Source organism: Pseudomonas sp. ZT5P21 (genome assembly GCF_054897785.1).
In genome coordinates this window covers 2,259,067-2,283,525 of the sequence record NZ_CM142705.1, presented here as the reverse complement: position 1 = coordinate 2,283,525, position 24,459 = coordinate 2,259,067, and the positions used below count along the sequence as shown (strand labels likewise).

Here is a 24,459-nt window from a genome sequence, read left to right as displayed (position 1 = left end):
CTTGACAAGGCTACGGGCCAGCAACGACGGCCCCTGCGATGGTAGCGATTCACAGAAGCGCTCAGCCAGAGGACAATGTCGCAAAAGCCCCACTCGAAGGAGCCCCAGAATGTCCGTTCCAAAAACGATGTTTCAACTCAGCGGCCGCGGTTATGCAGCGGCCAACCTGGGTCATGCGACCCTTGTCATCATCGATGCCCAGAAAGAATACCTCAGCGGTCCCCTGGCCCTGAGCGGTATGGATGCTGCTGTCGCGAACATCAAGCAACTGGTGAGCGCCGCCCGCGCCGCCGGCCGGCCAATCGTGCATGTGCACCACCTCGGCACCGTCGGCGGCTTGTTCGACCCGCAAGGCGAACGCGGTGAATTCATCCCGGGCCTGGAACCGCAAGCCCACGAAACCGTCATCGGCAAACTGCTGCCGAGTGCGTTTCACGGCACCGAACTGCTGGAGCGCCTGCAGAATCTCGGTTCGCTGGACCTGATCGTGTGCGGTTTCATGAGCCATTCCAGCGTCAGCACCACCGTTCGCGCCGCGAAAAACCTGGGCTTTCGTTGCACCCTGGTTGAAGACGCCTGCGCAACGCGCGATTTGCCCTACAAGGGTGGCGTGTTGAGCGCAGACCACGTTCAACAGACCGAAATGGCGATCATGGCGGACAACTTCGCCACCCTCGCCCTGACCCATGACCTGATCTGATCGACGCCTGATGAGCGGTTCATGGCGCCGCTCATCCGCAAAAGCCTCTCATTAGCCGTAAATGTCATAGCCTCAGGAACATCCCGGTCAACTCCCGGTCGAAGGGCCGATACCCATTGAGGAAGGTCGGAATGAAGTTATCCGATGGTTTTGACGCACGCCGCTTGCGGCCCAAAGGCCAAAGCAACTGGCGTTTTCGCTTCGGCGCAGCGTTCGCTGCGCTGCTGGCGACCTGCGGTGTGTTGCTGGCCATGGCCGGCGCCGCCAGTCTGCTCGGCCGCCCGCCGGCACTCGGCGAGCTGAACGCCAGCCCGCTGGGCTCGGCAATCATTCTGGCGGTCGGCCTGTTCCTGCTCTACCTGGGCGTGTGGCTGTGGCGGCGTTGCCGTCGCCGCGCGCGCCAGTCGCGAGCGCTGAACATGTCCCCGCACTTGATGAAAAAACACGACTGAATCGAGGCCTGACGTTTCGCCAGGCCCAATTGTTATCGATCGTGTCTCGACTTGGGTAAACTGGCCGCCCTTCGCGGAGGCTGACATGCAAGACGACGATTTTTCCCTGTTCAAAAGCGCGATCCAAGGCGTGAAGCCGATCAAGCACGACCGCGCCGACACCGGCAAACCCAAGGCTGACCGCGCGCAAATCGCCAAGCTGCGCCAGGCTGCCACCGTTCGCACCGATGCCACCCCTGTTGACGGCCTGTCTGATCAGTTCGTGATCGACGTCGGCCCGGAAGACGAGCTGATGTGGGCGCGCGACGGCGTGCAGGAAAGCCAGATGCGCAAGCTCAAGATCGGGCAGATTCCGTTCGAAGGCAGTCTCGACCTGCACGGCATGAACGTGGAAAAGGCCCGGGAAACCCTTTGGGCATTCCTCGCCGAAGCAACCAAATTCGAAATCCGCTGCGTGCGCGTCACCCACGGCAAAGCCGTTCGCCTGGACGGCAAGCGCCCAATGATCAAAAGCCACGTCAACACCTGGCTGCGCCAGCATTCACAGGTGCTCGGCTTCACCTCATGCCAGGCAAAACATGGCGGCGCCGGGGCGGTTTACGTGATGCTCAAACGCACCATGATGGAAGGTCGCGACGAGTAAAGCTGTTGCGACAAGCTTGCAGCGCCGTGTTTGCCACCGTACCCTTGCCCTTTGCGTAAAATCCCACAGGTAGTTTCATGTCCCTGGAACAGAATTACACCGCGATTCTAAAGGGGTAAGGCAAAGTAACAATAGTCAATGAATCCGGGCACTTGCTTACTTAGACGTACCCGGTTTTGACCTGCTTTACACGGTCAGTGGTACAAAAATTGGTACGAGATTCATTCCTCCCCAGGCGTCCCGCCTACCGTTCGTCACTTTTTATTACTACTGCTAAGCTGACCTCTTCACGGAGGATTCGCTATGCCCAACTCAGACCTGCTCCCTTCCCTGCTCTTCAAAATCAACGAAAACCAGCTCGCCCTGGAAGCCGCAATCATGGAGCTCTCGAACTGGGTCGAGCAGCGAGGCGCAGCCGAGGTTGCCGATAACATCCGCGGCGCCCTGGTCGCCATCGACCGCAACGAGGAATTCATCAAAATGACGCTCGCAGTGATGATGGCGCCGGAGTGACGCCAAGAGACATTGCGATTTGCGGCATTGTTGCGATGATGCACAGGCACAGACCGAATGGCTTTTTGCTATGACATTGCTTAACCTTAAATGAGCTCACATGGCCGTCGCCATTCACGGAAACAGGAACGCTTGGTTTATGAAACGACTGATCGCATTGGCGAAGAAAAAACCACAATGGCTTCCCAATGAGGGTTACTGGCGAATCCTGCAAATATTACGAATGCTGGCCTTCTTGCCGCTGGCAGTATTCGGTTTGGTCTGCCTTGGAGCAGGGCTAACGATGCTGACGGAACGCTACAGCAACAGTAATGACATGTTCGCAATGGGCCTGCTGTGCTTGGCGGGGGGTGTGGCTGCCTTTGTTGCGGTGCATGGAATCGCCTGGATGATTGTCTGGGTGATCGCGGGATTTTCAGAAGCAAAGAAGAGTTGAGCGATACGGCTCGGCGAGCGGTCATAAACTGATACCGGCGCGCACCATTTGCGGCATCAAAGCTTGGGATGCCGCATAAAAATAGGTCAAGGCCTTTGAAATCAAGGCCTTGAACACGAAATCGCCCTATAAAACCACCCACTTTTCCGACTCTTCTGAAACCAATAAACATTGGTTCAAACGGTTGCGTTTTGGGGAAGAATTACCAGCAGCTTCCCCCCCTCTCCGGCGTCCTGCCAAACGAACACAAATCTAAAATCCTACTGCTCGTCGCTATACCCTCGCCCAATCATCGCGCGCTCATTACTGTATATCCAAACAGTACATATTAGGCATCACCATGGACCCGTATGAAATCGAAGACACCGGCGATTGGGAGGGCTGCCCAACCCGGCTCGAAACCGTCAAACATTACGCAAGCATGCTCGAGGAGGACATCCAGGCGCTGAAGTTGGAGCTGCGCGCAGCGAGGGAAAACATCGCAGGTCTTGTCCGAATGAACGACCAGCTATCAGTCGAACTCGAAAAGAAACGGACCTGGATGGCGAACCTCGAAGCAGAGACCACGGATCAGCTGTCCGAGATCCAGAGTTTGACGCGCGTCCTCGATCAAAAAGAAATGATGATTCGCGATTTGCAGGCGCTCAAGCTGAATCACAGGAGATAACCATGTGCGGACGTCTTTCCCAATACGACGGCATTCATGACTTCGTAGCGGCGCTGAGCATGGCGAACCCGCTCGTAAACAATGTCGGCGATCATCGGTTCGAGCGATACAACGCCGCACCCACGACTCAACTTGCAATCTTCCACCAGGAAGGCGCTTACCTGCATGCCGACATGGTTCGTTGGGGATGGCGCCCGCACTGGGCAAAGGACCGGGCCGCACCAATCAACGCCCGGGTAGAGAAAGTCGCCCACGGCCCATTCTTCCGTGCGATCTGGCCACACCGGGCAATCATCGCGATCAACAACTGGTTTGAATGGGTCGACGAGGGTGGCCTGAAGAAGCAGCCCTACCTCATTCGCCGGCGGGACCGGTCGCCGATCCTGTGCGCCGCGATCGGCCAGTACCCGAACGCCGAGCATGAACCTGGTGAGCATGATGGCTTTGTGATCATCACCGCCGACAGCGCCGGCGGCATGGTGGACATTCACGACCGGCGGCCAGTGACTCTGTCGCCGGAACTCGCCCGGGAATGGCTGGACCCGGACACACCCAAAGAGCGCGCCGAACAAATGGTGCTCCTGCAGGGCGAGCCGACCGAAGCGTTCGAGTGGTTCAAGGTTGACCGGACCATAGGCAATGTGCGCAATCAGGGGCCTGAACTGATATCGCCTTTACTCAACCCGTCATAAGCTTGCTCGCAAGTCACTCCCCGGGCTCTGGCTTGGTCAGCAACTTCAGCCAGGTCACCCGCTCGCTGGTCAGCGCGCTTGAGCACGTCGGCAAGCACCACTGCTGCGCGGGCAGCTGCCTTGCTTGCAGCGGCAGTGCAGGAATTGCCGCTGGCTTCACGGGCTGCGAGGCGACCGGCAAGGTTGTCGGCTGCCTCGCGCATGCTGTGAGCAGTAGCGCGAGAAGCGACAGCATCAGCAGTGACTTGGTCGATAATCTGTTGGCCATCTTGGATCGCCTTGTTGATGGAGAGTTGACGGGCTTGCTCTTTGGATCGCTCGGCGGCTTCGTTGTCGTCTCTGGCTCTCGCGTCCCGGGTGTCGCGAGCATTCCAAGCCGATTGCCACTCAGCGTCCTTGACCGACAGCCCGTGGTGATAGGCGCCGAACAGTGCGCCGGACACAAGTGCGACCACAGCTATACAAGGAAGGATACGCAGCCAGAGCGGATTCATGGCACATCCTTGAAGAAGACGTGCCCGCCGATCTTCAGCGTCTGCTTGGCGTCCTTTGCCCAGATCGGCGCCTTCGGCATCGCCGTGGCGTAGTAGTGCGTGGCGCCACCGGTGGGATCTGACACCTTTCCGTCAATCACCTGATCTGAGGCGATCCGTGCCTGCGCAAGCTCACGGAACGGGATCTGCTTGATACCGATCAAGAACGAGTAGTTCGGATCGCTCTTGTTCCAGCAACTGAACTGATACGGCTTCTGGCACACGCCGGCGTAGCCCTCCCCCCACCAAGATCTGTCCTTTCCGTCGTTCACACGGTTGCGAACAACCCAGGCCACGGCAACTTGGCCAGACAAGCTTTCGCCACGGGCTTCCCCCCATAATGTGCGAGCGAGGATGTCACGATCCTTTTCTGTTACAGGCATCACTTTTCTCCAGACAAAAAAATACCGCCTGTGGGCGGTCGTGAATTCGTGATTGGATCAGCCCGGCGGCGCGGGCCAATCGATATTGGTGGGGAAGCCAGCCTGCTGACTGATGCGGTTTACTGCGACGCGGTAGCGCTTCCATGCGAGGAGAGACTGCTCTTCATTTTCACTGGCTTCGCCGAGGTCGACCGCATCCTGAAGCGGCGCGATGCGTAGCGCTGCAACATCGAGGCGCCGGTCGCGCTCATTCAGCGCAACCACGGCCAGTTGCTCGAGCGACAGAACTGGCGGAGCGAGATGCGCTTCAACTTCCTCGTCAGTCAATGCAACGAGGCCGTCACGAACAAATCCATTGGCGACATCTTCGTCCGAGTATTCGAAAACTTCGCCGTTTTCTGGGTCTTGGTAAAAGTTTCTGTTCATCGCATTTCACTCCAATAACCTGCTGAGGTGCCGCCATTGATCCTGTAGGTTTGGCCGTCTTTCACCGGGAAACTAAATAGGATGATGTTGGCGCCGGAACCGTTGTTGCCGATGGAGGCGCTGCTTACACCATCAAGCACCAAAAGCGGAGCGGCCCCGGAGGCCACGTTGATACTGGCCAGTACCCAAATCGTGCGCCCGGTGTTGTTGGTGTAGGTGGTGTTGATCGCCCGGGACGCCAAGACGTTTTGCTGCGTCTGGCGATATCCGATCGCTTGGGGAATGCCAGGCGTGTAGCAAAGAATCTCAACAACGTTTGCCGCTGTTGCGCGAATGATGCAGGTGTCGCCAGCCGCAGTGACGATATCCGCGCCGCTTTGCGTGACGAGTGATGCACTGTTCGTCAGCGTGAGCACCGCATCAAAACGCACGAAGTAGCATTTGCCTGCGGCAATAGTGAAGCCGGAAATGCTGTTCGATCCAGTGATGTTGATGTGCCGAGAATTGGGAGCCGCGGTTGTCAGGTTCACCGTAGCTGCCGATGCGACACCGGTCCGCACGGTGTTGAGCAGGTCAAGTGAACCTGCCGCGATCATGGCTGCGATTGCGGTTTTAAGCTGCGAAAAGTTGCCTTTGGAGAGAGTGACTCCTGCATCTTCGATGACTTTGCAGATGTTTTCCTGAACGTCGTTCGCCCAGTCATCGGTGACCACCGTTGCTTGTACACCACCGATCGGATCGCCATCAGTGAACCTGTTGTCGACCGTGGCTCCAGGCCCGTCAATTCTGTGCATGCGTCAATCTCCGTAGGCGAAGAGCGCGATCGTGTGCGCTGGCTTCAATTGATTTATTTTGCATTCAAGGGTGTCGTTGCCCCAGGTGCGCAACCTTTCACCCACGGCCGACTGACCAACTCGGAAGCTAGTTACTGTTACTTCGGGCGCACGGATGAGCCAGGTGAAAACCCAAGCTCCGTTTGTAAGAGAGTCACCTGCTCGCGACATGCCCACCCTGAAGGGTCTGAACTGCTCGATAGTCACCGTGTACCCAAGCGATGCGGCCAGCTCAATGAAGTACGCAGCGGATTGCCCGCCGGTGCTAGTGAGCTTGGTCAGCAATGCGTTGCGGCGCCCCTGCAGCGTCTCCTCGAGGACGCCCGAGCACTTATCGGGAAGCCCTGCCACTCGCTCCCAATCCGACAGCAACTCTGCGGACGTGGTTGGGTTCGCCTCCTGCGGTAAGACGCTGGCCCGCCCGTCAACACGTGCAAGCTCGATCGACATGCCGTCGAGAAGATCATGCAAAGTGGTGCCCGCATCGCGAGGGAAGGCCTGACCAGGTGGAAGCAGCGCTTTCAGCTGCTCCCTGTATTCAGCAGCTGTTGGCATTGCGCCTCCTACAGGCTGGAAAAGGTAAAGGTCCCGGGAATCGCCATGTGGCCAGCAGCGTGCGCAACGTCAGCTGTTGGCGCGACAATCTGGTTGTTGTCCTCACCAGCGGCCAACGACACGGCCTCGTGCAGCCGACTGATCAGAATCAAGCCACCCGGTCCCGCGTCGCGATCGATCAGGTCAGCTACTTCCGCGCGCACTGCGTTCTGAACAGCGGTGGTGTTCGGCGAAAGCTTGATGTCCATGTTCAACGGGTCGGGAATTGGCGCCACAACGAACACCTCTGCCGTAACTGGCGCGCGCTCATTGATGTATGCCTGGACCTCCGCGACCTTTGCCGGTGACGGGATGATGTTCTCGTCCTCGTCGCAGACAAACATCACCGTCACTGTGCCGGCGCCCATCTGCAACGGGTAAACCCAAACACGCGTAACGCCCGCCACTTCCAGCGCCCACTGCTCGTAGTCGGACCTCGCCCCGCCGTGGGGAGGTTGTTGAATCCTCGCCAACAAGCGGGCCAGCAGTCTTTCGTCAGACTCAACGTCGACACCGCCTTCAAGCTTGGTGGTGGTCGCCCCAGTCGATTGAACGCCTTCGACTGGCGACAGCAAGAAGATGGGAAGGCCTGTGCCGAAATTGCCCTGCTCGCCAGCCTCCAGCGCCAAGACCGGAAAGCTCAGCGAGCCACCGCTGAATGTCGAATCCGCGAGTGCCTTGTACTGCACTCTGTCCTGTCGCTGCACAATCGTGCCGGCGAGAACGGTTGAAGTAGCCGCTCCCGGGAAAGCCACCTGGCCACCAGCAAAGCCGGCGGTCTTCGGGATGACCTTCCAGATAGAGGCCCAGCGCCGAAGGTATTCGCCCGTGGATGTGTCGATGATCGTTTGCTTGGCGATCCAGTCGAGGTAGCCGTACAGCAGGTGGACGGCGCCGGCCTCAGACTGCCCGACAACCCCGAGCAGGGATCGACGCAGGACGGCGCTGTCGACGCCAGTCACCCGGCTGCTGATGTCCGTGATTACTCGGTTGATCAGTTCGGTCAATGTAGGTCTTGCAAATGGCATCAGGCAGACCTCTTCGCGGCTTGTGCCGCCCATTCGTAGTTGAATCGATAGCGAACCGGTGAACCGGTTGGCCTGAAAATGTCGACCAGAATCAGCATCCACCCCTGGGCGATAAACTCGGCGGTGACTTCGACACGGGTCGCAACCAGGTCCTCTATCATCCAAGCCAGCGCCTCTCGGCAATACTGCTGGGCTCGGCCGAGCACCTGAGGCAGTTGCTTTTCCCGGGCCAGAAGCCAGAGCAGCGAACCGGTCTGGTCAGACGGTGTGGCATTACTGATATCGCCCCAGTAGCCACGCAGGTCGTCTTGCGGAAGCTCTACCGGGATCTGTTCAGGACTGGCGCGGCGATCGGTGAAGAGGCTGATGATCACAGCGGTTTCGAGTCCGTCGTCGCGAGCCAGATCGAAGCCGGACAAAACCAGCGCTCCGCCGTTCTCGGTCATTACCATGGAGGCATCGGCCATCAGATAGGCGCTCCGGTATTTGCGCCGCCAACAAGGACGCCGTTGTGTTGGTGTGTGCTTCCGATGTTTTTGCCGTTGTTGAGGACGGTGCCGGTAGTTGTGATATTTCCAACCACCTCAAGATCGCCGATCAGCTTGATCGTCGGCGCCATCACCTCGACGTGCTGCACAGCGGTGACCTTCACCATGTCGCGCAGTAGCTCGATTTTGTTGCCCTGGTCGTCATACATGGCGACCTCGCCGGCTTGTAGCGGGATGCGGTACCGACGATCATCGATCACAAGAACAATGCCCTGCTCACGGTTTCCGCCATTAAATGCGACGGCGCAGTCGCCGCCGGTTGGGTGGCTGGTGAAGCCGTAGTTCTGCATGTGCTCCAAGCCGTCGCGTAGCTCGTCCTTGAGCAGTTCGACCTGCACCTGTTGCCGAGGGCCGGTGTCGGTAACGCTGCGCAATACGCCGCGACCGAACATCATCCTTACCCGGCTACCTAATTCTCGGAGAGCGTCATTCATTTATTTCGATCCTCTTCCGGGATTGCCTCACGCCAAATGTTTCGCGAGCCCTTCTTACTTTTTTTGGATTGCTTACCATCTGGTGGCTCAGGATCGAATGCCTGCGGGCTGACGATTTCGAGCTTCGCAGTGGTACCACCCTCGCCTCGCTCGTAGGTCACCTGACGGATGAGCATCCAGCCATCCATACGAAGCCAGGACGACCGCACATAGACCAACAACCCAGGCTCCCAAAGCGGGCCGTCTGGGCTCTGGCGCCAGCCCTGCACAGAAACACTCGCGGCGGCTCCCTTGCCGATCCGGCTGTTCGCTTCCCAGGTGGCGCGATCCTTGAGGCTCGATGATGTTCCCCCCGTCTCGGCGACCAGCAACATCGGCCGATATCGCTTGATGCCACTGTCGGTGACCGCGCCCTCGATATGCGCCTCGGTCTCCCCGGTGCTGTCCGGGCTGTAACTGGACTGACCTTTCACCAAGTAGCTGCTGAAGCGCTGGCTGTGATCGATCGTTCCGCTCGCGCTCAGGATGTTTTCACCCTGGACCAGCGAAGCGGATGCGCGACGTACACCTGCGCGGGTGATCAACAAACCGCCGGCGCCGTCCGGCATCAACAACGCTTTGCGCTGGCGGGCGTATCGCTCGATAGCTTTGAATGCTGTCTCTCCCTGTTGCAGCTTGCAGACTGGAAACGGCTCGCCCACATCAATATCGGAAATCACCTTCACGTCGAATGGCGCTGCGAGAATCTGCGCGAACCTGAGCAAATCGATGTTTTTCCACTCGTCCGGGGCGTGCACGGCGCTGCAATCGACGAGGTCGGCGACTTTGTCCCGGCCTTGGATATTGATGGTGTGGTCATTGGAGCTGTACGAGGGTTTGAAGATGTCGACGTAGCCAACCACCATTCGGAAGCTGGCCAGCCGAACCTCGCACTTGTCACCAGGGATGATCGGCCACGGCTCCACTTGGGCGGCGGAACTCTCACTCCCCTCCCATCTTTCGGTGAGCGTGGCAGTGAAAGCAGTGGTCGCCGCGTCAATTGCCCGGGTCACGCCGAGTGACGTCCAGCCGGAGTAGTTCATACCATTGACCAGCAGTTCGAGGTCATCCATCAGCAAGAACCTCGAGCTGGTTACCACCCATCAGGAAGCCAGGGTGAGGCGGATTGTTTCGGGCGGCGATTTCGTCGGCCCGGCCGGCATCGCCATAAATCTGGTAAGCCACCAACAGAGACGGCAATGTTTCCCGAGGTACGTACTGAACAATGCGAGCAAGGTCTTGCTCTGGATTTGGAACAGCCTGAACTACGCTGGTGCGCAAATCCGAGAGCGCAACGTAAACCTCGTCGTTTGGAGTTGTCTCTGCTTCGGTGTCGATGCGGCCAACCAGGTCCTCGCGGACTTTGATCGCCGCTTGGTAGCTGTCGTACACGACAGGGCTGACAGATACTTGAGTCACGCCACTCGGTGTAACCGTCGCGGTCTGCGTGACAACCGCGGCTTTGGCAGCCTCGGCTACAGCGACCTGGCGCACCAAGGAATTCATGGCCGAGTAGTTCGTAGCCTGCTGCTGACGACTCGGCGTCGCCGTGCTGCCCGAATAACTGCCGGTCGATCGATCAAAAAGACTGGTCAGCATACTGAATGCGTTGCCACCAAAGGCCGACCGGACCGAACCGATTAAACTCGCAATCCGGTTCACCATATTCAAAGGCTGCTGCACCAAGCTGAACGCATCAGATGCCAACCCTTGGGCTTGCATATAGAAATCAGAAGCGGCCTGAAGGTCGCCGCCGAAAGTCTTTCCGGGAGCCGCCATAAACTCGCCCAGATCAGCAAGGCCAGTTGCAGCCGAGTCCGCGACGTGAGCCGGAAAACCATTTGTAAGAAAGCCCGAAACAAAGCTTTGTTCAGCAGCGGCGGTGACCGTGTTTGCCTTCGCGTCGATCGCATTGACGGTGTCGACCTTTGCCGAAGGGTAAGAGGCCTCGCCTGACTCCAGGAAGGTCAGCTTAACCAGGCACATGCCGCCTTCGTTGGAGCTCTCGCTTACGCCAAGCCCTCGACAGGTGACCGTCATCTCGCCGCGATACGGATGAACCAGAACGCCAGGGCCTGCGGTTTCGCAAGCCTTGATCAGTTCGTCCCGCTGGGTCTGGTATTCAGCGCCAATCAGATACCCGGATACAGAAAATTCACGAGCCTTTCGGCCGAGATCTTCGGTATACGGAACATCTCGTTGAGCATGCTCATGCACTGCCTGGCGGCGGCCATGGGTGCTGTCGGCAGACTCCACGTAAAACGCCGCGCCGCGAAAACTCGCGGGGCGGTAGTTATCTCGCCAGGTCATAGTTTCTTCGCGCCCACAAAAAAGCCCGGACAAACCGGGCTTGATTTAAAAACTTAGTTTTGAAAACTGGTCAGATTTTGGCGAGCAGCTCAGCCTTCTTCGTTGCAAACTCTTCTTCAGTAAGAACACCGGCGTTCTTGAGATCCGCCAATTTTCCGAGCGCGGACATCGCATCGCCGGACTCCGTTGAAACAACGGCGGCGGGAGAATTGCTATCGGTGCGCCGGCCCGCCTCAATCCCGTCAACCAACGATTGCTCTTTATCTTTCTTGAAGCCTTTAAATTCGAGAGAGTCGTGCGATGTATGAATGCATATCGAGCGATGCCCCATAAATGACTTTCGCTCGATCGAGGTAATGGACTTCAAAGGGATTGTTTCTAATACCTCACCGAATAACCCTTTCCGGTAAAACGCAACTCGCGAGCCGGTCACAATAAGCGATCCGTTGTGTTGAGTTTTTTTCCCTTTCCCCATCATGTCGCCGATATATCCATCACCCCAACCGACAATGATTTCGCCTTGTTGCAGATGTGCCATCCTGAATTTAACAACGTGCTTGGACTCTACACTCATCATCGACACTCCTTGTGGCTGGCTTGATTCATGATCATAACCAGCACACAAAGACGAATCTAGCTCTCCAGTTAGACTTCCTCAGCCAGGCGAGGCCATGGAGTAGCCAATGTCGGTGTCGAATTGGGCGCCCTGGCTGCCCTCAGTTTTCACCTTTGTGCCCGGTGGCAGGTTTGCTAGTTCGAGCTTGACGTGAACCTTCGCTGGATCCTGCGGCGCAGCGGCGATCTTCGCCGACTCGTTTCCAACTTGAGCCGCTCGGCGGCCGATGTCAGCCAAATCCCTCTCAGATCCCGGAGCAGCAGCCCCCGACTCTGGCGCCTGTGCTTGTGCTGATGGCTGGCCAGATCCATCTGCCGCCGCGGGATCACCAGTAATCTCGATCCCGAGCATCTTCGCCGCCCAGTCTGGAATCGCGCTTTTCATCGCACTGATGGCGTCCTTGACCTTCGCGCCGAGAATCGCGCCAAGGTCCCAGCCGGTCATGTATTTCACCAAACCGTTGAGAGCCTCCATTATTAGGGTGGCGGGGTTGTACTCCTCCCACACCTTCACGATGCCGTTGATGATCCCGTCGCTGAAGGCAGCTTTGACGCCTGCCCACTTCTCTTCAAAGAACGCGACAATGTTGTCCCAACTTTTGTAGATCACCGTCGCGGCGAAACCGATCGCAAAAACAGCGGCCAGGAACCAGCCAACTGGCGTTGCAGCAATGGCAAAGCCCAGCCCTTTAAAGGCCACCGCAAGGTTGAGGATGCTCATCACGAGCCCGCCGCCAATGTATGCCCCAAGGGCAGCGAAGATCACATTGGCGCCGCCGAAGGTATCGGACAGCCAGCCGATAGCATTGATTACCGGCTGAATCCCATCGTAAAGGTCACCAAGGAAACCGGTGATCTTCTGGATGTTGCCTGGAAGGTTTTTGGCAAAACTGGTGGCGAACGCTTCGATTTGAGGCCGGTACTTGACGATCGTTTCCGTCAGCCAGGTGGACATCTTGCTGAGTTCTGGAACAAGCGCAGTGCCGATGATGTTACCGACGCCGCCGACAGCTGCCTTGAGTGTGTCCAGGATGTCGCCGAAAGCCTCTCCATCCCGAACTGCATCGTCGGATAGAACGATCCCTAGACGCCGTGCTTCGTCGGACATCTGCTGCAGACCAGCGCTACCGCCTCGGATCAGTGGCAAGAGCTCGGTGGCACTTTTCCCAAAGATTTTCACTGCGGCCTGGGCTTGAAGCGATGGGTTTTTGATCTTTGAGATGCGGTCCACGAACATCGCGAACTGTTCGTCGGTGCTTTTCAGGCTGCCGTCAGTGTTCTTCAATTTAATGCCAAGGCCAGCGAACATCTCCGTGAGCTCTTTCGAGCCCTTGGTCGCGGCGCCTACATTGATGTTCATCTTCTGCAGTGCGCCGGCCAGTACCTCGGACGACGAACCGGTGAGCTTGGCCGCAAAACCCAACTCCTGGAACCGCTCCCGGCTGATACCTGTTCGCTCGGCGGTATCACTGATCGCGCCGGTGGCATCCGCATAGCCGTTCACGAAAACGCCAAGGGCTGCACCAGTGATCCCCAGTGTTGCCCCGAGCCCCAGTAGCCTTGCCGAACTTTCACCGACAGCACTACCAACTCCACCCAGAGCGCCTCCGACGTTCTTCAGACTCTGAGTGAATACCGGTAGACCAGCGCGATCCAGTGAGTTGCTGATCCCCGCGCTGATCGCCTGAACCTTTCCCATCATCCCGCGCAACGGGGCGGTCAGTTGATCGACGGCCTTGATGATTACGTTCAGTCCGTAGCCTTTGTCTGCCACCCCGTCCACTCCTCTGCCCGCTCAAGCCACCAATTCAACTCTTCGAGATCCATTTCCATGACCTCGGACGGCTGAACACCCATTACTTTGACGACGGCAGTTATTCCTCCTTCCCACCCCCGAGGTGTTGAAGCAAAAAATCACGCGCCTCCTGAAGCAGTACGCCTTGATCCTCCTCACCCAAATCCTCAATGAACGCAGGGGGGCGTCCGGACAGCTTCGCGCCGAGGTCGATCAGCGTCGAGAAGTCGAGATCAATGGCGCCCTTCCCTTTACCGTCAGAGGTGACGCGCAACGTGTAGCCGCGCAGGTATTTCAGTTTTCGGGTCAGGGTAAGCTCCGTGACCGTTTCGCTACCGAACTCGACAGGTTCGATCAGCTCAATCTTTTTTTCTTTCGCCATTAGCTGACTTCCTCAGCAGACATGCCTTCGAAGCGAGCCGGAACGTTGCCCTCGCCTGTGTTTACGGTGCCTTCGCTGGCGTACCAGCCTTCGCGCAAAACGATCACCTTGTCGTTCGCGAGTTCCAGCGTGATCGTTGCATCCTTGATGCCCAGCAGAGTTTCAAGGCTCATCTCATTGCGATCGGTAATCTCGCCTTCGATGAACGGGATCTGCGGGGTTTCCTTGTAACCGTGGACGCGGTCAGAGCCGACCACGCCTTCCCGTTTCGGCTTGCCGAGGTTGTAAGTGAAATCGCCCTTGGCGAAGTACATATCGCCGTCCACCTTGAAACTGATGATGCCGCCAACGCGCTTATTGCCAGCCATGTTGTGGTTCTCCTGGAGTCCGCCTTACAGGCGGAACTGAATTTTGTTGGCGACGATGCGCAGTTGGTTGACCAGGTCCGGCGGCAACAGCATGTCGAGCCGGTTCGGGTCGCTGACGTTGCGCTCGGCGATGAGGTTTGCCTTGAAGTCGTCGATGTTCTCGACGAGCCCGATGTCTTCCCATTCGCGGAACTTGGCGATGGCTTCAGCCTTCATCACGTTCGGCGTGACCACTGCCTGGCCAATTCCGTAGCGCGTGCCGTTATTGGCCAGCTTGTGGCGCGGGTACTTGCGCAGGATGTAGTCGCGCCAGTCGTGGCGAATGAACATCAGTGTGAACAGGGTTTCACTGTCCAGGTAGCTGATGTCGGACGCGCCGGCGGCATTGGTTTTGTACGTGGTGATTAAACGCTCGACGAGCATGGTGCCGTCGGTGGACACCTTGCTGGTCGCGATGCCATCGAACAGCAGCAGGTTGCGCTCTTCGTTGGTGAAACGATCGGCAGCCGCTGGCGGCAGGCACCAGGCATAAGCCAAGTTCTGAATCGGGCGGGCCGGATCAATGGCCGCGTAATAGGCTGCGAGCGCCATCGTTTCAGCAGCCTTTTCGTAAGCCGGCATCGGCTCATCGTTGGCCATGATGATGCTGAGGTGCTGGCTGTTGTGGCTGTCACCGAGCGCACCCAGCGAACCTTGAGTACCGCGCGCGGCCGCGAAGGCGTGCGCCTCGATCTCGCGATTCCAGGCGAAGCGGCTGTTCAATTCGGTCTTGATGCTGGCCAGGCTGGCGCCGTCGGTATACGGAATAGCCCAGGTGTGCAGCCACTCATCGCCCAGATTCGCCAGAGCGGTATCGAGCACAGGGTTGCCGGCACCGCTGGCAAACGCAGTGACGGTCACGCCTACGCCGGCAGGCAGGACCTGGCCAGCATAATAGTTAACTCGGGCGTTCAAGCTGTTGCCGGCTTCGCCTTTGTGGCGACTGGTCAGCGTCACGGTGGCGGTAGCCGCAGCGGCAGTGACCGGCATATCGGAAGCAGCGTTGATCGCCGCAGACGCCGCTGTAGCAATGGTCGTCGCAGCATCACCACTCACAACACCCACCGAAACGCGGCGACCAGCGATCATCAATTCGATTGTGCCGGACGCGGTAGCCGGGCCGGTGAAGACCACGGTTCCAGTTGCGGCAACGCCTGCAGCATTGTCGTTCAGCGGCATCACCAGCAACTCGGTGTAGGTGTCGATTGCCATGGCGGCACGCACCATACCGGCGAGCATGGAGCCGGCGCCGAACTGGGTATCCGCTTGCGCAGGGCTGGTCACACGGATCAGGGTATTGGCTGCGGCTAGCCCGGCAGTCAACTTCTGGCCGATCAACAGACGGCGATAGGTGACAGACTGCGGACCGCGTACGGCCTTGCTGTTGTCGATCTCGCTGACAACGCCCGGTTTGCGCAGCGACCCAGGCCCAGGGATGGTGTCGTATCCGATGCTCATTGTTTCTCACCTTTAACGGTTGGGGCCTGGGCTTCAGGCTGTTCAGGTTCAAACGTGACGTCACCGGCCGCTTCCTTGCGAATCCAGTAACTGTTCTTCTCCTGCGGCTTGCCTTCTGCAGGCAGTTCCTCATAGGTGCCGGGGATCCGCACCAGGCGCCCCTCGACGGTTTTAACCAGCACTCGGGTGGTCATGGGTTCAGGTCCTCTATGATCGTTTTGGCACGATCCGCCGGATTGGGTTGGGCATTGCCAAGGCTGAACTCGGTTTTGATCGAGTTCATATCTGGCAGGGTTTCGTTGAAGAGGTCGTCGGGGTGACGATCGAAGTACTCCGCCTCAAAGATGAGGCGACAGGCGCCGGTCAAATGCTCTGACTGATCGAGCAGCACCATGCGAGATCGCACGTATTGCAGGTCGTTCGCTGTGTCGCCGAGCGTGTCGTCCATGAGCAGTAGCCTTTCGACTTGCCGGGCCAACGTATCCAGCGTGTCGTCCAGGGCCTCGTTTCCTTCAGCGTGGATCTCTACCACCAGTTCGACCCGGCGCCGGTACTCACGAGGTGCTTGGTTAAAGATCTCGCCGGATTCGTCCATCGTGTAAACGATGATTGCGGGGAGCTCGCTCTGCCATCCGTTGGAAATGAGCGGCGCCACGCGACTGGCATAAACGCTTGCCCCTGCATTGGTGGCACCCATCAAGACCGCAACGGCCTGTTTGCGGATCAGTTCTCTGGGGTGCGCCATGCTCAAGCCTTCTGAAGGATAATGGTTACGCCGGCTACACCGTCGGGCTGCACGTCGCTGATTTTGTACAAGACGCCACGAGCCTGGACGCGATCGCGGTTTGTGGGTTCGTTCGGCAAATCAATCAACCGAACACCGAGAACCGGTTTGTTGGTCGAAACCGGCGCGCCGGTCTCTGGATCAACGGAAACATGAGCGGTATCGAACACCGTCTGGGCCAGAGCCACGCCGGGCGCGACTCCATCGGTCAGCCAGTACACAGCGCCCTCTGGATCGAGGGCGGCGGTGGGTTCGCTGAACGTACGGATCGAAACACCGAGCATGCGCTGGGCCATGGAGGCCCAGCCCACTTATGGCACCGCTACGGGTGCGGAGACGCCATTGAGTCGGCAGGCGCCGGTCGCGGATGGGTTGGCTGCCACGTCAGTAGCGACACCGACGAGCACCAGGCCGGTGGCCGACACGTTGGTCAGAGAGCGACTGGTAGTGTTCATGTAGATCGGGTCACCGATGGCCCAAGCCTGGGCGCTGACTTTGGTGAGGCCGAACACGCCGTCGAGCTTGAGCACCACTTGGGCACCAGCCACTTCGGTGGTGGCCGCGACGCCGATGATCGCGCCGACTTTGTAAAGCTCGCCGGAGTTAGTGCCGCCGGCAGGTGCGACAACGGTCAGGCAGTCGCCGTGCTGGATGAAAGTCTTCATGCAAGGTCTCCTTTAGAGACAGAAACTGGATAACAAAAAGGGCGCCACGCGGCGCCCTTTTGGGTGCAGATCGAACCGGCGAGTTACGCGCCTGGGTTTTTGTACGCGCCGCGGTAATCGATCCAGCCGGCACCGAACACGAGACGGGCTTTGATCTCCATGCCGTCGACCTCGAAGCCTTCGCGGGTTTCAGTGAACACACCCTGCTCACCTTCGAGGTACGCGTATTCAAAGGTGTCGACCGCACCCGGAGCAGCGTACAGGTACCACTGGTTACCGGTGATGCGAGCATCGACGATCACGGTCAGCGAGGCGTTGCGAACATCGTTGATGTCTGCGTTTTTCGCTGGCACGTAGACCGAGCTGGTGAATTGGAAGGCTTCCAGCTCCTTGTCGGGGCCGACGACCAGGTACTCCGGCGACAGGTTGAGGAACTCGCCCGCCTTGCTTTTTTGCTTACGCATCGCGGCGCGCGCGGCGGCCAGCGTGGTGGTGTTGATGGCGCCGCCGCTACCTGCAACGTTGCCGTGGGCAGCATCGAAGAACGGAGTGCCGTCGGTGAAGTTCGGGTTACCCAGCAACAGGGCCCAAACCACGTTGGACTCCGTGGCGGCAGCAGCATTACCCAGCGCGGCAGGGATGCGAGTCAGCGCACCCAGGTCATCGTTCACGATGGTTTCCCAGGTGAGTGCGATGATCTTGCCGAACTTGGCGACCTTGATAGGCGCACCGTCCTCGGACAGCGTGCCGTACTTGTATTCGCCGTGTTCTTTGACCGCTTCCAGCGCAGAGATATCACCCAGCGCAGCGCGGGTGACGGCGCGGAAGTCAGGGACAGTGGTCTGACGACCCAGCGGGCGCCAGGTCTGCGGGGCGTTGGTGTAGGCATCACGCAGGGTGCGATTGACGGTGCTACCCAGCAACAGCGGGAAATCGCTGGTGGAGTGCATGCCGGCAGCGCGAACAGCCTGGCGGTCGCAACCCAGTGCAGCACGGGCGAGTTCTTGCGGAGTCATGCCGCGGGAATTGCCGCCGGCCATCTCGACGAATTCACGAGCCATGTCCACCAGGCGCATACCGCGGAACTCGCGAGCGCCGTCTTCCAGTTTTACGCTGATGTCGCAGCGGTGCAGCAAAGCGTTCTGCATGGCAGATCGCTTGGCGGTCAACACGGCTACGTCTTGGCCACCGGTCACGATGGTCTGTTGGCTGTTGCGGGTGTTCGGCTGATCTTTGGCCTGCTTTTCGGCGACCTTGTCGATCAGCGCGATGCTGGCATCGGAGACGGAAACGCCGCGCTCAACCAGGTCCTCGACAAAGGCTTCGTCATCCAACTGGACCTTGCGAGCCATCGTGCGGATGTTGAGACTACGTTTGCGCTCCGCTTCAACCGACTCGCGGCGCAGTGTTTCGTCAGCCGCGCGTTTCGCTTCTTCCGCCGCGCGCTTCTCTTCTTCGGTCATTGCATCTTCCTCTTGGGTCGTAGGCACGGCGGCCGTTGTTCCGGTTGGCTGGTTTGCCGCCCGAACTTCAAAAATGGTGTTGAAGCGCTGCCCTTTGTATTCGTCGGCAGTCTTGGCGCTGCGGAACTTGCCACCGTCGTCAAAGCCGATCGGAACCAGTGACAGCTCCATGGGCTCCCAATCGACAGCGCGATAGGTCGGCAGCTTGTCGTCTGCGCTTTCGGTCACCTCGTATCGGTGCACCGCGTAGCCGACGCTTATGTTGCGAAGGATTCCGTCCTGGACGTCCTTAAAGATCTGCTCGACGTCGTCGCGTTTGCTGAAGCGGACCAGAGCGCGGCCCTCGGCCCCATCAATCCAGGCCTTCTCGACAACGCCAATCACGTCGTCCAAGTCATAGGAGTTGTGGGCATTCAGGAATGGAGCGCCGTTGTTGAGGCGATCCAGCCGGACAGCGTCTTCGCTGACCTCAAGTTCTTCCATGTAACTGCCAACATCCCAAGACCAGCGGCGACCTTTTGCGCCAGTGGTCCAGGTCAGCTCAACAGTCCGAGCGTCAACGTCTACCGACCCGGACCGTACGGCCGCGCGCAGGCTAAGCATCGGCGTCTCATGTGTCTTGTTCGTCGTCGACTGGTTCTGAGTTGCCATCGTCGGTTTTCTCTTCAGTAGGTGGCGGCTGACTGGCCGCGCCGGCAGCCGCAACCATGCGTGGGTCGCAGTCGAGGACAAGGCCCAGGCTGTCGATCAACTTGTTGGAATCAGCGATGTCCTTGGCGTGCTGCTTCGGATCGGTGACACCGAGCTCGCGCAAGGCATCTGGCCAAGTGGTCAATCCATTGCGGACGCGATCCTTGACGTTGTCGGTCTCGGCCTTCGGGTCGACCATGTCGCGCCGAGGAGGAACCCACTGCGCTTTGACGTCATCACGGACGCCAGCTGGCAGTAGTACCTGCCCCTCCATAAACCAGCGCCACACCGGATCGCAAAGTTGAGGGATGAGCATTCGCCATTGCCAAACATCGATGCGCCTGGCGAAGTGCAGCCAACCGAGACGACCGCTGGAGAAGTTCACGCCCTTCAAGTCGGCCGTAAGCAACTCGTATGGGATGCCCAAGCCCACGGCCATAGCGTGTAACTGCTGCCAGGCGTAGGTGGTATATCCGTTAAATGTTGGCGGAGTGCCAAAGCTGACATCCTCACCGAAACCAAGCTCTTGAATGATTCCCGGCTCGATGCGGTCCAGCAGTGGCGGCTTCTTGCCAGAGGGAGAACCGTTAGGATCCTGAGTGATGAACGCCGCGAAGCAGGAAGCAATCTTTGCCTGCTCCATCACCGCATCTTCCATTTCGTCGAAGCTGCGCATGCGCTGCATGACGGGCGCAAACCAGGTGTAGCCTCGGGCTTGCCCTGGACGTTTCGGCAGGAAGATGTGAATCACGTCCTCGGCGGGGACTCGCTTGGATTGCATCGAGCCCCAAACACGGTTGGCCCCGGGGTGCTCCTCGAAGAGCCAGTAAGCAACTCGACGACCCAGCGCATCAAACTCAATGCCCTGGATGATTCTGTTTAACCCGACGATATTGCCCTTGTTCTCGTCGAGGAAATCGGGCTCCAGTAACTGCAGTTGTACCGGCACGGGCAGGCCGTCGGAACTGAAGCGCCGGCGGCGCCGAAGCAAACACTCGCCTGACTCGGCGACCGTTTCCATGATCTTGTGTTGCAGGCCGTAGAAATTCTCTAAGCCGTCGGCATCGCACAGCGTGGATTCGGCCCAAGCTTTCCAGAGAGCAACAAGTGCCTTGTTGTCGCGCTCCTTGCCCATCGGACGAGGGACGATGCCTGCGCCTACTACGTTGTCGGCGATGCCTGTCACGGCACGCTCTGCGTACGGGTTGTTCCGTCGCATGTCACGAGCTCGATTCCGGAGCACGGCTAGCGCGGGAGCGTTCTCGGCGTTTGCGTCAGTACCGGCACTACGCCAGCCATCGTTCCGACGGCCACCAGCGGCTCCCTCAAATCGACGCTTGATCACGTCTATCGCCAAGTCGGTGCGCAGTTTCTTCAACTGCATTTCCGAACGCTTTGCTGCCAACCCGGGGAACAGATTATCAATCATCCCCATGTCAGTACCCCTTGGAGAACGATGTGTAACGGCGTCCGCCGTCGTTGCAGGCATTCAGTCCAAGCTCGGTAGCCATCAGCTTGAGTATCCGCATCATCTCGTCGAGTGACCGGTAGGTGACGCTCTTGTCGGCATAGCGGACCGACAACGCCCCTTCGGCGATGGCCGCCTGCAGGGCGCTGTATTGCTCGATCGTGTAGGCCATCTGCTTTATTTCCAGTGAGAGGATTTCTTCCGCGGCCGTTCTTCAGCATCCGGTTCATTGCCACCAGTTACGGCGGCAACCAGTAGATCGAGATCAAGTCCGAACCGCTGCTGGCAGATTCGCAGCGCGGCGAGCGCGTACACGAAACAATCGAGGGCCTCGTTTCGCCGGCCGCCGCTGTCCCAGCGCATCACGCGCTTGCCTTTAGAGATGGCTGCTTTTTTCTTTTCAGAGGTGAGCTGCTTGACCTCCGACTCGTCGCAGATCGCGTCGTTTGCCGGAAGGTGAACAACCCCTGGCTGGGAGACGCCAGCCTGGGAGGCAGCCGTATCGACGGGTAGCCCCATCCGGCTGTAGAGCAACTCTTTGGCGTTGTCGGTACCAACCTCGGTGAGGAAGACCTTGTGCACCTTGTTCTTGGTGCGCGGAAAGTTTGCGATCGGCTTGCCGTAAATGGTCGCACCACGGATAGGGACTACCCATTGCACCCCGTGCTTGCGGCTCTCCGCGTAAACCTCATCCGCATAGTGACCGCCGGCGTCCCACGTCCAGCGCTCCACCTTCATGATGGTGCCGTCCACGCGGGTGAACTGCCGGTGCAGTTCGAGCCCCACCTTGCGGCGAAGCTCTTCGCTGGCAGGGTCGCCCATCAGAATAAAGCGATGTACCAGCCAAGCTTCCTCACCGGGACCGAACGCCCAGACACGCCCCTCGAAACGGTCGTCCTGGGTGTCGATGCCACCCACGAGAACAAGGCCAAGGGCCGGGACCTGCGGATAAACTTCGCGGCGCCCATACAGGACTTCCGAGTCCAGCTTCTCGCCCTGGTCGTCGTCCCACGTTTCGCCGCGAGTGGTGTTGATGAAAGTGATCAGCTTCGATACGTCGCCTTTCACCTTGAGCCATTCTTCGGCCAGGCTTAGCCAGGTACTCCAGGTGCTGTAGATCGCCCAAATACTGAAGCTGACCGAGCGCGGGGTGCGCATGATTTCGTCATCAGCCCCGTACCAGTCCATGCCATCACGGGTCCAGATGCCGGTATGCTCACAGATCCACCGTCCGGTCTTTGACGCTTCAACCATTTCGTTGTGCCAGATGACACAAGCAGTGTGCTCGCACACGTACCAGGCTTTCTCGGCCTCGCCGAGTGGGTTTTTTTCCCACTTCAACCCGAACTCACAATCCTTGCCGCCCCATTTGAGCGTCTGTTCCTGTCGGCAGTGCGGACAGTCGATGTGAAACTTGAGCAGGTAGGGCGACTCTTCAACGGCCTTGGTGATCTGGCAGGAGCCAACACGTTTCGGCGTTGAGCCGCGAATCGACTTCGGATAGATCGCGCCATTCAGGCGTTTGTCACCCAAGGTGATCGGCGAGCCCTCGCCCTCGACGCTTTCGTCAAAGTTCGAAAGCTCGTCGTAGATCACCTCGTCGGCGGATTTCTCACGGTAGTTGCGCGAAGCTTTGCCGCCCCGGATCCAGAGCGTCCGCCGGTTGGCGAATATCTTTTGATCGAGTGTGTTGTCGCTGTGTTTGCGACCGAACCACGGAGCGAGGTCGCCCAGCGCTGGCACATCACGGATCATGCCGTTGATATGGCTTTTGCTGATGTCCTCGGCGTCCGGGTCAGTCGGACTCCACATCATGACGTTGCGGCGCTTGTGTTGAATCTTGTAGCCGATGTTCGCCATCAACAGCTTGGTGTAACCGATCCGCGCCGACTTGATGAAGTTGACGACGTTGATCAGGTCGTTGCCCATGCTGTTCAGGATGGCAACCTGAAACGGCTCGGTCGTCCACTTGCCCTCGTTATAGGAGGACTCAGCGGACATGTAGAAATTTGCATCCGCCCATTCGACAGCGGTTTGCGGTGGTTCTTTGTAGAGCGCCTGGAGTCCTAGCTTGATCGACTTGCGAAGATCATTCAGCCATGGACTCAACGTACTCATCTAATAATTCCGGCAGTTGCTCACCAAAGCCGGCGGCAATATTTCGAGCAAGCGCGATCTCCCGCTCCACCGATTCGATGATTCGAGGGTCCACCTCGGGGTGACGCCGAGTGACGGTCTTTCCGACGGTGTCCAGTTTCGAGCCGATCTGCGCGGCGATTTTGGCGAGGGCAAATGTGGCAAACGGGACCGGAACCAACTGCCGGTCATCGACCAGGTTCTTCTTCTCCGCGGCAATCCGCTGGGCAGCGGTGAGACCGCGACGCTCTTCGAGCAGCTTGTACTCAATCAGCGGATCGATCCCTTCGGTTCCCTCACCCATTGGTTGTTGTTTCCGTTGCGAGTGTTCAACGCGGTTATCGACCACGTTTTGCACGGTGTAAAACGCCTCGCGACCGATGCGTGCGATAGGCGCAACTCCCCATTTGTCAAAGGCTTGCGGCGAAATCCCCAGGCTCGAAGCCATCTCGGATTTGTTCAACCAGCCGCGCTGTTTGGTTGTTTCGTTTTTGGCCATGACTAAACAACAACCAACCGTGGGAAAAAGGTCATACATATTTGGCGCGCGGGGCCCGAATTACCCGCAAGGGGTCGGGGGCCCGGGAAGGACCCAAAGGGGGGTGCCCCCTGCCCTATCTGTCAGCCCCGTGCTGTGGACAGCGCCTGATCCATCGCGCTGGCAAACTCCTTTGCTCGGTTCGCCTTCACGATGTTGTCTGCGATCTTGTAGAACGGAACGATCACTCGATACCCAGGCTCACCCTCACTAAAGATGAAGACAGGTCGAACGGCATCACCGAACGCTGTCTTCTTCCTCTCCCAGATACCTTGGGTACCATCAACATCACCCGCGAAATACTTCTGTGCATTGCCCTTGCGCTTACTGCGCTTGCTGCCTGTGGCATTGGCCTGCACACCACTGACAGTCTCGGCCGCACCCAGACCTGACAGGATCTTCATGATTGTGCCGCGCGGTACGTTGCCGAATTGATTGAGTGCTGATGATGCGGGCATCGCGTACTGCCCTGACTTCATGATGCCGCGGGCAATCAGCGCTTTCTCGAAACGCTTATGCGGCCGGCGACCGCCCTTCACCGCTTGTTGCAGGTAGGTGTCTGCTGGTACGCCTGAGGTCCATGCATCTTTGAAGAAGGTGCGTGCCTCTGGGTTGCCCTTCTTGGCAGCCTTCACATAGAGGCTGTTCATCGTGGTCGCGGTTGGCCTGTCGAGGCGAGCCCTCAACACTGAGAGCTCACCCTGCTTAACCAGCATCGCTAAGCGCGTGGCCATCAAGGCAAACGCAAAGGGGATCTGCTTGCTACCAACGGTGCGCAGAGCCTTGGAAAGCTCCTCTACATTGGTTCGGGCATCGATCTTGATCAT

General features: G+C 58.6%; 32 protein-coding genes. 7 read left to right on the top strand and 25 right to left on the bottom strand.

The features are described 5' to 3' along the window. The first annotated feature begins 109 nt into the window (after positions 1 to 109). From ACYZT9_RS10635 to ACYZT9_RS10605, 7 genes are all read left to right on the top strand, one after another. Positions 110 to 700, top strand: a complete 591-nt coding sequence (locus ACYZT9_RS10635; protein WP_462009748.1) for a cysteine hydrolase family protein — start codon at positions 110 to 112, stop codon at positions 698 to 700. Positions 701 to 831: 131 nt separating this feature from the next. After that, entirely contained in the window at positions 832 to 1,152 is a 321-nt protein-coding gene (locus ACYZT9_RS10630; RefSeq protein WP_262165040.1) for a hypothetical protein, read from the top strand. A gap of 85 nt (positions 1,153 to 1,237) precedes the next feature. Then, entirely contained in the window at positions 1,238 to 1,795 is a 558-nt protein-coding gene (locus ACYZT9_RS10625) for a Smr/MutS family protein (RefSeq protein WP_462009747.1), read from the top strand. Positions 1,796 to 2,098: 303 nt separating this feature from the next. Next, on the top strand, positions 2,099 to 2,308 hold the full coding sequence (locus ACYZT9_RS10620) for a hypothetical protein (RefSeq protein WP_462009746.1): 210 nt from the start codon (positions 2,099 to 2,101) through the stop codon (positions 2,306 to 2,308). Between the two features lie 100 nt (positions 2,309 to 2,408). Beyond that, positions 2,409 to 2,744, top strand: a complete 336-nt coding sequence (locus tag ACYZT9_RS10615) for a hypothetical protein (RefSeq protein WP_462009745.1) — start codon at positions 2,409 to 2,411, stop codon at positions 2,742 to 2,744. A gap of 340 nt (positions 2,745 to 3,084) precedes the next feature. Then, positions 3,085 to 3,411: a hypothetical protein gene (locus ACYZT9_RS10610; protein ID WP_462009744.1), complete on the top strand. Its 327-nt coding sequence runs from the start codon at positions 3,085 to 3,087 to the stop codon at positions 3,409 to 3,411. Between the two features lie 2 nt (positions 3,412 to 3,413). Then, a complete protein-coding gene (locus tag ACYZT9_RS10605) occupies positions 3,414 to 4,103 on the top strand; it encodes an SOS response-associated peptidase (RefSeq protein WP_462009743.1) in 690 nt (229 codons plus the stop codon). Here ACYZT9_RS10605 and ACYZT9_RS10600 read toward each other — a convergent pair. From ACYZT9_RS10600 to ACYZT9_RS10480, 25 genes are all read right to left on the bottom strand, one after another. Then, positions 4,061 to 4,597 carry a DUF2514 family protein gene (locus ACYZT9_RS10600; RefSeq protein WP_462009742.1) on the bottom strand — a complete coding sequence of 179 codons (537 nt, stop codon included), beginning with the start codon at positions 4,595 to 4,597 and terminating at the stop codon, positions 4,061 to 4,063. The two genes, ACYZT9_RS10605 and ACYZT9_RS10600, sit on opposite strands and share 43 nt — an antisense overlap. Then, complete coding sequence (locus ACYZT9_RS10595) at positions 4,594 to 5,019, bottom strand: cell wall hydrolase (RefSeq protein WP_462009741.1); 426 nt, start codon at positions 5,017 to 5,019, stop codon at positions 4,594 to 4,596. Before ACYZT9_RS10595 ends, ACYZT9_RS10600 begins: the two co-directional genes overlap by 4 nt. 57 nt (positions 5,020 to 5,076) lie before the next feature. Beyond that, the gene (locus tag ACYZT9_RS10590) at positions 5,077 to 5,445 is read right to left on the bottom strand and encodes a tail fiber assembly protein (protein WP_462009740.1); all 369 of its coding nucleotides are present in this window, start codon (positions 5,443 to 5,445) and stop codon (positions 5,077 to 5,079) included. Further along, complete coding sequence (locus ACYZT9_RS10585; protein ID WP_462009739.1) at positions 5,442 to 6,239, bottom strand: hypothetical protein; 798 nt, start codon at positions 6,237 to 6,239, stop codon at positions 5,442 to 5,444. The genes ACYZT9_RS10590 and ACYZT9_RS10585 overlap by 4 nt, the downstream gene beginning before the upstream one ends. Before the next feature lie 3 nt (positions 6,240 to 6,242). After that, positions 6,243 to 6,833 carry a YmfQ family protein gene (locus ACYZT9_RS10580; protein WP_462009738.1) on the bottom strand — a complete coding sequence of 197 codons (591 nt, stop codon included), beginning with the start codon at positions 6,831 to 6,833 and terminating at the stop codon, positions 6,243 to 6,245. 8 nt (positions 6,834 to 6,841) lie between these two features. Continuing rightward, positions 6,842 to 7,879, bottom strand: coding sequence for a baseplate J/gp47 family protein (locus tag ACYZT9_RS10575; protein WP_462009737.1), 1,038 nt, complete (start codon positions 7,877 to 7,879; stop codon positions 6,842 to 6,844). Between the two features lie 20 nt (positions 7,880 to 7,899). After that, entirely contained in the window at positions 7,900 to 8,367 is a 468-nt protein-coding gene (locus ACYZT9_RS10570; RefSeq protein ID WP_462009736.1) for a phage GP46 family protein, read from the bottom strand. Continuing rightward, entirely contained in the window at positions 8,367 to 8,882 is a 516-nt protein-coding gene (locus ACYZT9_RS10565; protein WP_462009735.1) for a phage baseplate assembly protein V, read from the bottom strand. Before ACYZT9_RS10565 ends, ACYZT9_RS10570 begins: the two co-directional genes overlap by 1 nt. Next, a complete protein-coding gene (locus ACYZT9_RS10560) occupies positions 8,879 to 9,994 on the bottom strand; it encodes a phage baseplate assembly protein (RefSeq protein WP_462009734.1) in 1,116 nt (371 codons plus the stop codon). The genes ACYZT9_RS10565 and ACYZT9_RS10560 overlap by 4 nt, the downstream gene beginning before the upstream one ends. Further along, positions 9,987 to 11,231: a DNA circularization protein gene (locus tag ACYZT9_RS10555; protein ID WP_462009733.1), complete on the bottom strand. Its 1,245-nt coding sequence runs from the start codon at positions 11,229 to 11,231 to the stop codon at positions 9,987 to 9,989. Before ACYZT9_RS10555 ends, ACYZT9_RS10560 begins: the two co-directional genes overlap by 8 nt. A 70-nt stretch (positions 11,232 to 11,301) precedes the next feature. Beyond that, positions 11,302 to 11,805, bottom strand: coding sequence for an SHOCT domain-containing protein (locus ACYZT9_RS10550; RefSeq protein ID WP_462009732.1), 504 nt, complete (start codon positions 11,803 to 11,805; stop codon positions 11,302 to 11,304). Between the two features lie 81 nt (positions 11,806 to 11,886). Beyond that, a complete protein-coding gene (locus ACYZT9_RS10545) occupies positions 11,887 to 13,620 on the bottom strand; it encodes a phage tail tape measure protein (RefSeq protein WP_462009731.1) in 1,734 nt (577 codons plus the stop codon). Between the two features lie 100 nt (positions 13,621 to 13,720). Then, on the bottom strand, positions 13,721 to 14,023 hold the full coding sequence (locus tag ACYZT9_RS10540) for a phage tail assembly protein (RefSeq protein WP_462009730.1): 303 nt from the start codon (positions 14,021 to 14,023) through the stop codon (positions 13,721 to 13,723). After that, positions 14,023 to 14,391, bottom strand: a complete 369-nt coding sequence (locus ACYZT9_RS10535; RefSeq protein WP_462009729.1) for a phage tail tube protein — start codon at positions 14,389 to 14,391, stop codon at positions 14,023 to 14,025. Before ACYZT9_RS10535 ends, ACYZT9_RS10540 begins: the two co-directional genes overlap by 1 nt. Positions 14,392 to 14,415: 24 nt before the next feature. Then, positions 14,416 to 15,888 carry a phage tail sheath subtilisin-like domain-containing protein gene (locus ACYZT9_RS10530; protein ID WP_462009728.1) on the bottom strand — a complete coding sequence of 491 codons (1,473 nt, stop codon included), beginning with the start codon at positions 15,886 to 15,888 and terminating at the stop codon, positions 14,416 to 14,418. Then, positions 15,885 to 16,082, bottom strand: a complete 198-nt coding sequence (locus ACYZT9_RS10525; RefSeq protein ID WP_462009727.1) for a DUF2635 domain-containing protein — start codon at positions 16,080 to 16,082, stop codon at positions 15,885 to 15,887. The genes ACYZT9_RS10530 and ACYZT9_RS10525 overlap by 4 nt, the downstream gene beginning before the upstream one ends. Beyond that, positions 16,079 to 16,633: a hypothetical protein gene (locus ACYZT9_RS10520; protein WP_462009726.1), complete on the bottom strand. Its 555-nt coding sequence runs from the start codon at positions 16,631 to 16,633 to the stop codon at positions 16,079 to 16,081. Before ACYZT9_RS10520 ends, ACYZT9_RS10525 begins: the two co-directional genes overlap by 4 nt. A gap of 2 nt (positions 16,634 to 16,635) precedes the next feature. Continuing rightward, entirely contained in the window at positions 16,636 to 16,968 is a 333-nt protein-coding gene (locus ACYZT9_RS10515; protein WP_462009725.1) for a head-tail joining protein, read from the bottom strand. A gap of 15 nt (positions 16,969 to 16,983) precedes the next feature. Beyond that, positions 16,984 to 17,337 (bottom strand): DUF2190 family protein, encoded by a 354-nt coding sequence (locus ACYZT9_RS10510; RefSeq protein WP_462009724.1) that lies wholly within the window; start codon positions 17,335 to 17,337, stop codon positions 16,984 to 16,986. Between the two features lie 83 nt (positions 17,338 to 17,420). Continuing rightward, positions 17,421 to 19,403, bottom strand: coding sequence for a prohead protease/major capsid protein fusion protein (locus ACYZT9_RS10505; RefSeq protein WP_462009723.1), 1,983 nt, complete (start codon positions 19,401 to 19,403; stop codon positions 17,421 to 17,423). Positions 19,404 to 19,410: 7 nt separating this feature from the next. After that, positions 19,411 to 20,925 carry a phage portal protein gene (locus ACYZT9_RS10500; RefSeq protein WP_462009722.1) on the bottom strand — a complete coding sequence of 505 codons (1,515 nt, stop codon included), beginning with the start codon at positions 20,923 to 20,925 and terminating at the stop codon, positions 19,411 to 19,413. A gap of 1 nt (position 20,926) precedes the next feature. Next, positions 20,927 to 21,130 (bottom strand): phage head-tail joining protein, encoded by a 204-nt coding sequence (locus ACYZT9_RS10495; protein WP_025858891.1) that lies wholly within the window; start codon positions 21,128 to 21,130, stop codon positions 20,927 to 20,929. A gap of 5 nt (positions 21,131 to 21,135) precedes the next feature. Beyond that, positions 21,136 to 23,076 (bottom strand): phage terminase large subunit family protein, encoded by a 1,941-nt coding sequence (locus tag ACYZT9_RS10490; RefSeq protein WP_462009721.1) that lies wholly within the window; start codon positions 23,074 to 23,076, stop codon positions 21,136 to 21,138. After that, positions 23,048 to 23,593 (bottom strand): terminase small subunit, encoded by a 546-nt coding sequence (locus ACYZT9_RS10485; RefSeq protein WP_462009720.1) that lies wholly within the window; start codon positions 23,591 to 23,593, stop codon positions 23,048 to 23,050. The genes ACYZT9_RS10490 and ACYZT9_RS10485 overlap by 29 nt, the downstream gene beginning before the upstream one ends. A 122-nt stretch (positions 23,594 to 23,715) precedes the next feature. Next, complete coding sequence (locus tag ACYZT9_RS10480) at positions 23,716 to 24,459, bottom strand: hypothetical protein (RefSeq protein WP_462009719.1); 744 nt, start codon at positions 24,457 to 24,459, stop codon at positions 23,716 to 23,718.

Bases quoted from the DNA above. Each gene is read 5' to 3' on its own strand.
- ACYZT9_RS10635 (WP_462009748.1), top strand. From the start codon at position 110: ATGTCCGTTCCAAAAACGATGTTTCAACTCAGCGGCCGCGGTTATGCA.
- ACYZT9_RS10630 (WP_262165040.1), top strand. From the start codon at position 832: ATGAAGTTATCCGATGGTTTTGACGCACGCCGCTTGCGGCCCAAAGGC.
- ACYZT9_RS10625 (WP_462009747.1), top strand. From the start codon at position 1,238: ATGCAAGACGACGATTTTTCCCTGTTCAAAAGCGCGATCCAAGGCGTG.
- ACYZT9_RS10620 (WP_462009746.1), top strand. From the start codon at position 2,099: ATGCCCAACTCAGACCTGCTCCCTTCCCTGCTCTTCAAAATCAACGAA.
- ACYZT9_RS10615 (WP_462009745.1), top strand. From the start codon at position 2,409: ATGGCCGTCGCCATTCACGGAAACAGGAACGCTTGGTTTATGAAACGA.
- ACYZT9_RS10610 (WP_462009744.1), top strand. From the start codon at position 3,085: ATGGACCCGTATGAAATCGAAGACACCGGCGATTGGGAGGGCTGCCCA.
- ACYZT9_RS10605 (WP_462009743.1), top strand. From the start codon at position 3,414: ATGTGCGGACGTCTTTCCCAATACGACGGCATTCATGACTTCGTAGCG.
- ACYZT9_RS10600 (WP_462009742.1), bottom strand. From the start codon at position 4,597: ATGAATCCGCTCTGGCTGCGTATCCTTCCTTGTATAGCTGTGGTCGCA.
- ACYZT9_RS10595 (WP_462009741.1), bottom strand. From the start codon at position 5,019: ATGCCTGTAACAGAAAAGGATCGTGACATCCTCGCTCGCACATTATGG.
- ACYZT9_RS10590 (WP_462009740.1), bottom strand. From the start codon at position 5,445: ATGAACAGAAACTTTTACCAAGACCCAGAAAACGGCGAAGTTTTCGAA.
- ACYZT9_RS10585 (WP_462009739.1), bottom strand. From the start codon at position 6,239: ATGCACAGAATTGACGGGCCTGGAGCCACGGTCGACAACAGGTTCACT.
- ACYZT9_RS10580 (WP_462009738.1), bottom strand. From the start codon at position 6,833: ATGCCAACAGCTGCTGAATACAGGGAGCAGCTGAAAGCGCTGCTTCCA.
- ACYZT9_RS10570 (WP_462009736.1), bottom strand. From the start codon at position 8,367: ATGGCCGATGCCTCCATGGTAATGACCGAGAACGGCGGAGCGCTGGTT.
- ACYZT9_RS10565 (WP_462009735.1), bottom strand. From the start codon at position 8,882: ATGAATGACGCTCTCCGAGAATTAGGTAGCCGGGTAAGGATGATGTTC.
- ACYZT9_RS10560 (WP_462009734.1), bottom strand. From the start codon at position 9,994: ATGGATGACCTCGAACTGCTGGTCAATGGTATGAACTACTCCGGCTGG.
- ACYZT9_RS10555 (WP_462009733.1), bottom strand. From the start codon at position 11,231: ATGACCTGGCGAGATAACTACCGCCCCGCGAGTTTTCGCGGCGCGGCG.
- ACYZT9_RS10550 (WP_462009732.1), bottom strand. From the start codon at position 11,805: ATGAGTGTAGAGTCCAAGCACGTTGTTAAATTCAGGATGGCACATCTG.
- ACYZT9_RS10540 (WP_462009730.1), bottom strand. From the start codon at position 14,023: ATGGCGAAAGAAAAAAAGATTGAGCTGATCGAACCTGTCGAGTTCGGT.
- ACYZT9_RS10535 (WP_462009729.1), bottom strand. From the start codon at position 14,391: ATGGCTGGCAATAAGCGCGTTGGCGGCATCATCAGTTTCAAGGTGGAC.
- ACYZT9_RS10530 (WP_462009728.1), bottom strand. From the start codon at position 15,888: ATGAGCATCGGATACGACACCATCCCTGGGCCTGGGTCGCTGCGCAAA.
- ACYZT9_RS10525 (WP_462009727.1), bottom strand. From the start codon at position 16,082: ATGACCACCCGAGTGCTGGTTAAAACCGTCGAGGGGCGCCTGGTGCGG.
- ACYZT9_RS10520 (WP_462009726.1), bottom strand. From the start codon at position 16,633: ATGGCGCACCCCAGAGAACTGATCCGCAAACAGGCCGTTGCGGTCTTG.
- ACYZT9_RS10515 (WP_462009725.1), bottom strand. From the start codon at position 16,968: ATGGCCCAGCGCATGCTCGGTGTTTCGATCCGTACGTTCAGCGAACCC.
- ACYZT9_RS10510 (WP_462009724.1), bottom strand. From the start codon at position 17,337: ATGAAGACTTTCATCCAGCACGGCGACTGCCTGACCGTTGTCGCACCT.
- ACYZT9_RS10505 (WP_462009723.1), bottom strand. From the start codon at position 19,403: ATGCTTAGCCTGCGCGCGGCCGTACGGTCCGGGTCGGTAGACGTTGAC.
- ACYZT9_RS10500 (WP_462009722.1), bottom strand. From the start codon at position 20,925: ATGGGGATGATTGATAATCTGTTCCCCGGGTTGGCAGCAAAGCGTTCG.
- ACYZT9_RS10495 (WP_025858891.1), bottom strand. From the start codon at position 21,130: ATGGCCTACACGATCGAGCAATACAGCGCCCTGCAGGCGGCCATCGCC.
- ACYZT9_RS10490 (WP_462009721.1), bottom strand. From the start codon at position 23,076: ATGAGTACGTTGAGTCCATGGCTGAATGATCTTCGCAAGTCGATCAAG.
- ACYZT9_RS10485 (WP_462009720.1), bottom strand. From the start codon at position 23,593: ATGGCCAAAAACGAAACAACCAAACAGCGCGGCTGGTTGAACAAATCC.
- ACYZT9_RS10480 (WP_462009719.1), bottom strand. From the start codon at position 24,459: ATGATCAAGATCGATGCCCGAACCAATGTAGAGGAGCTTTCCAAGGCT.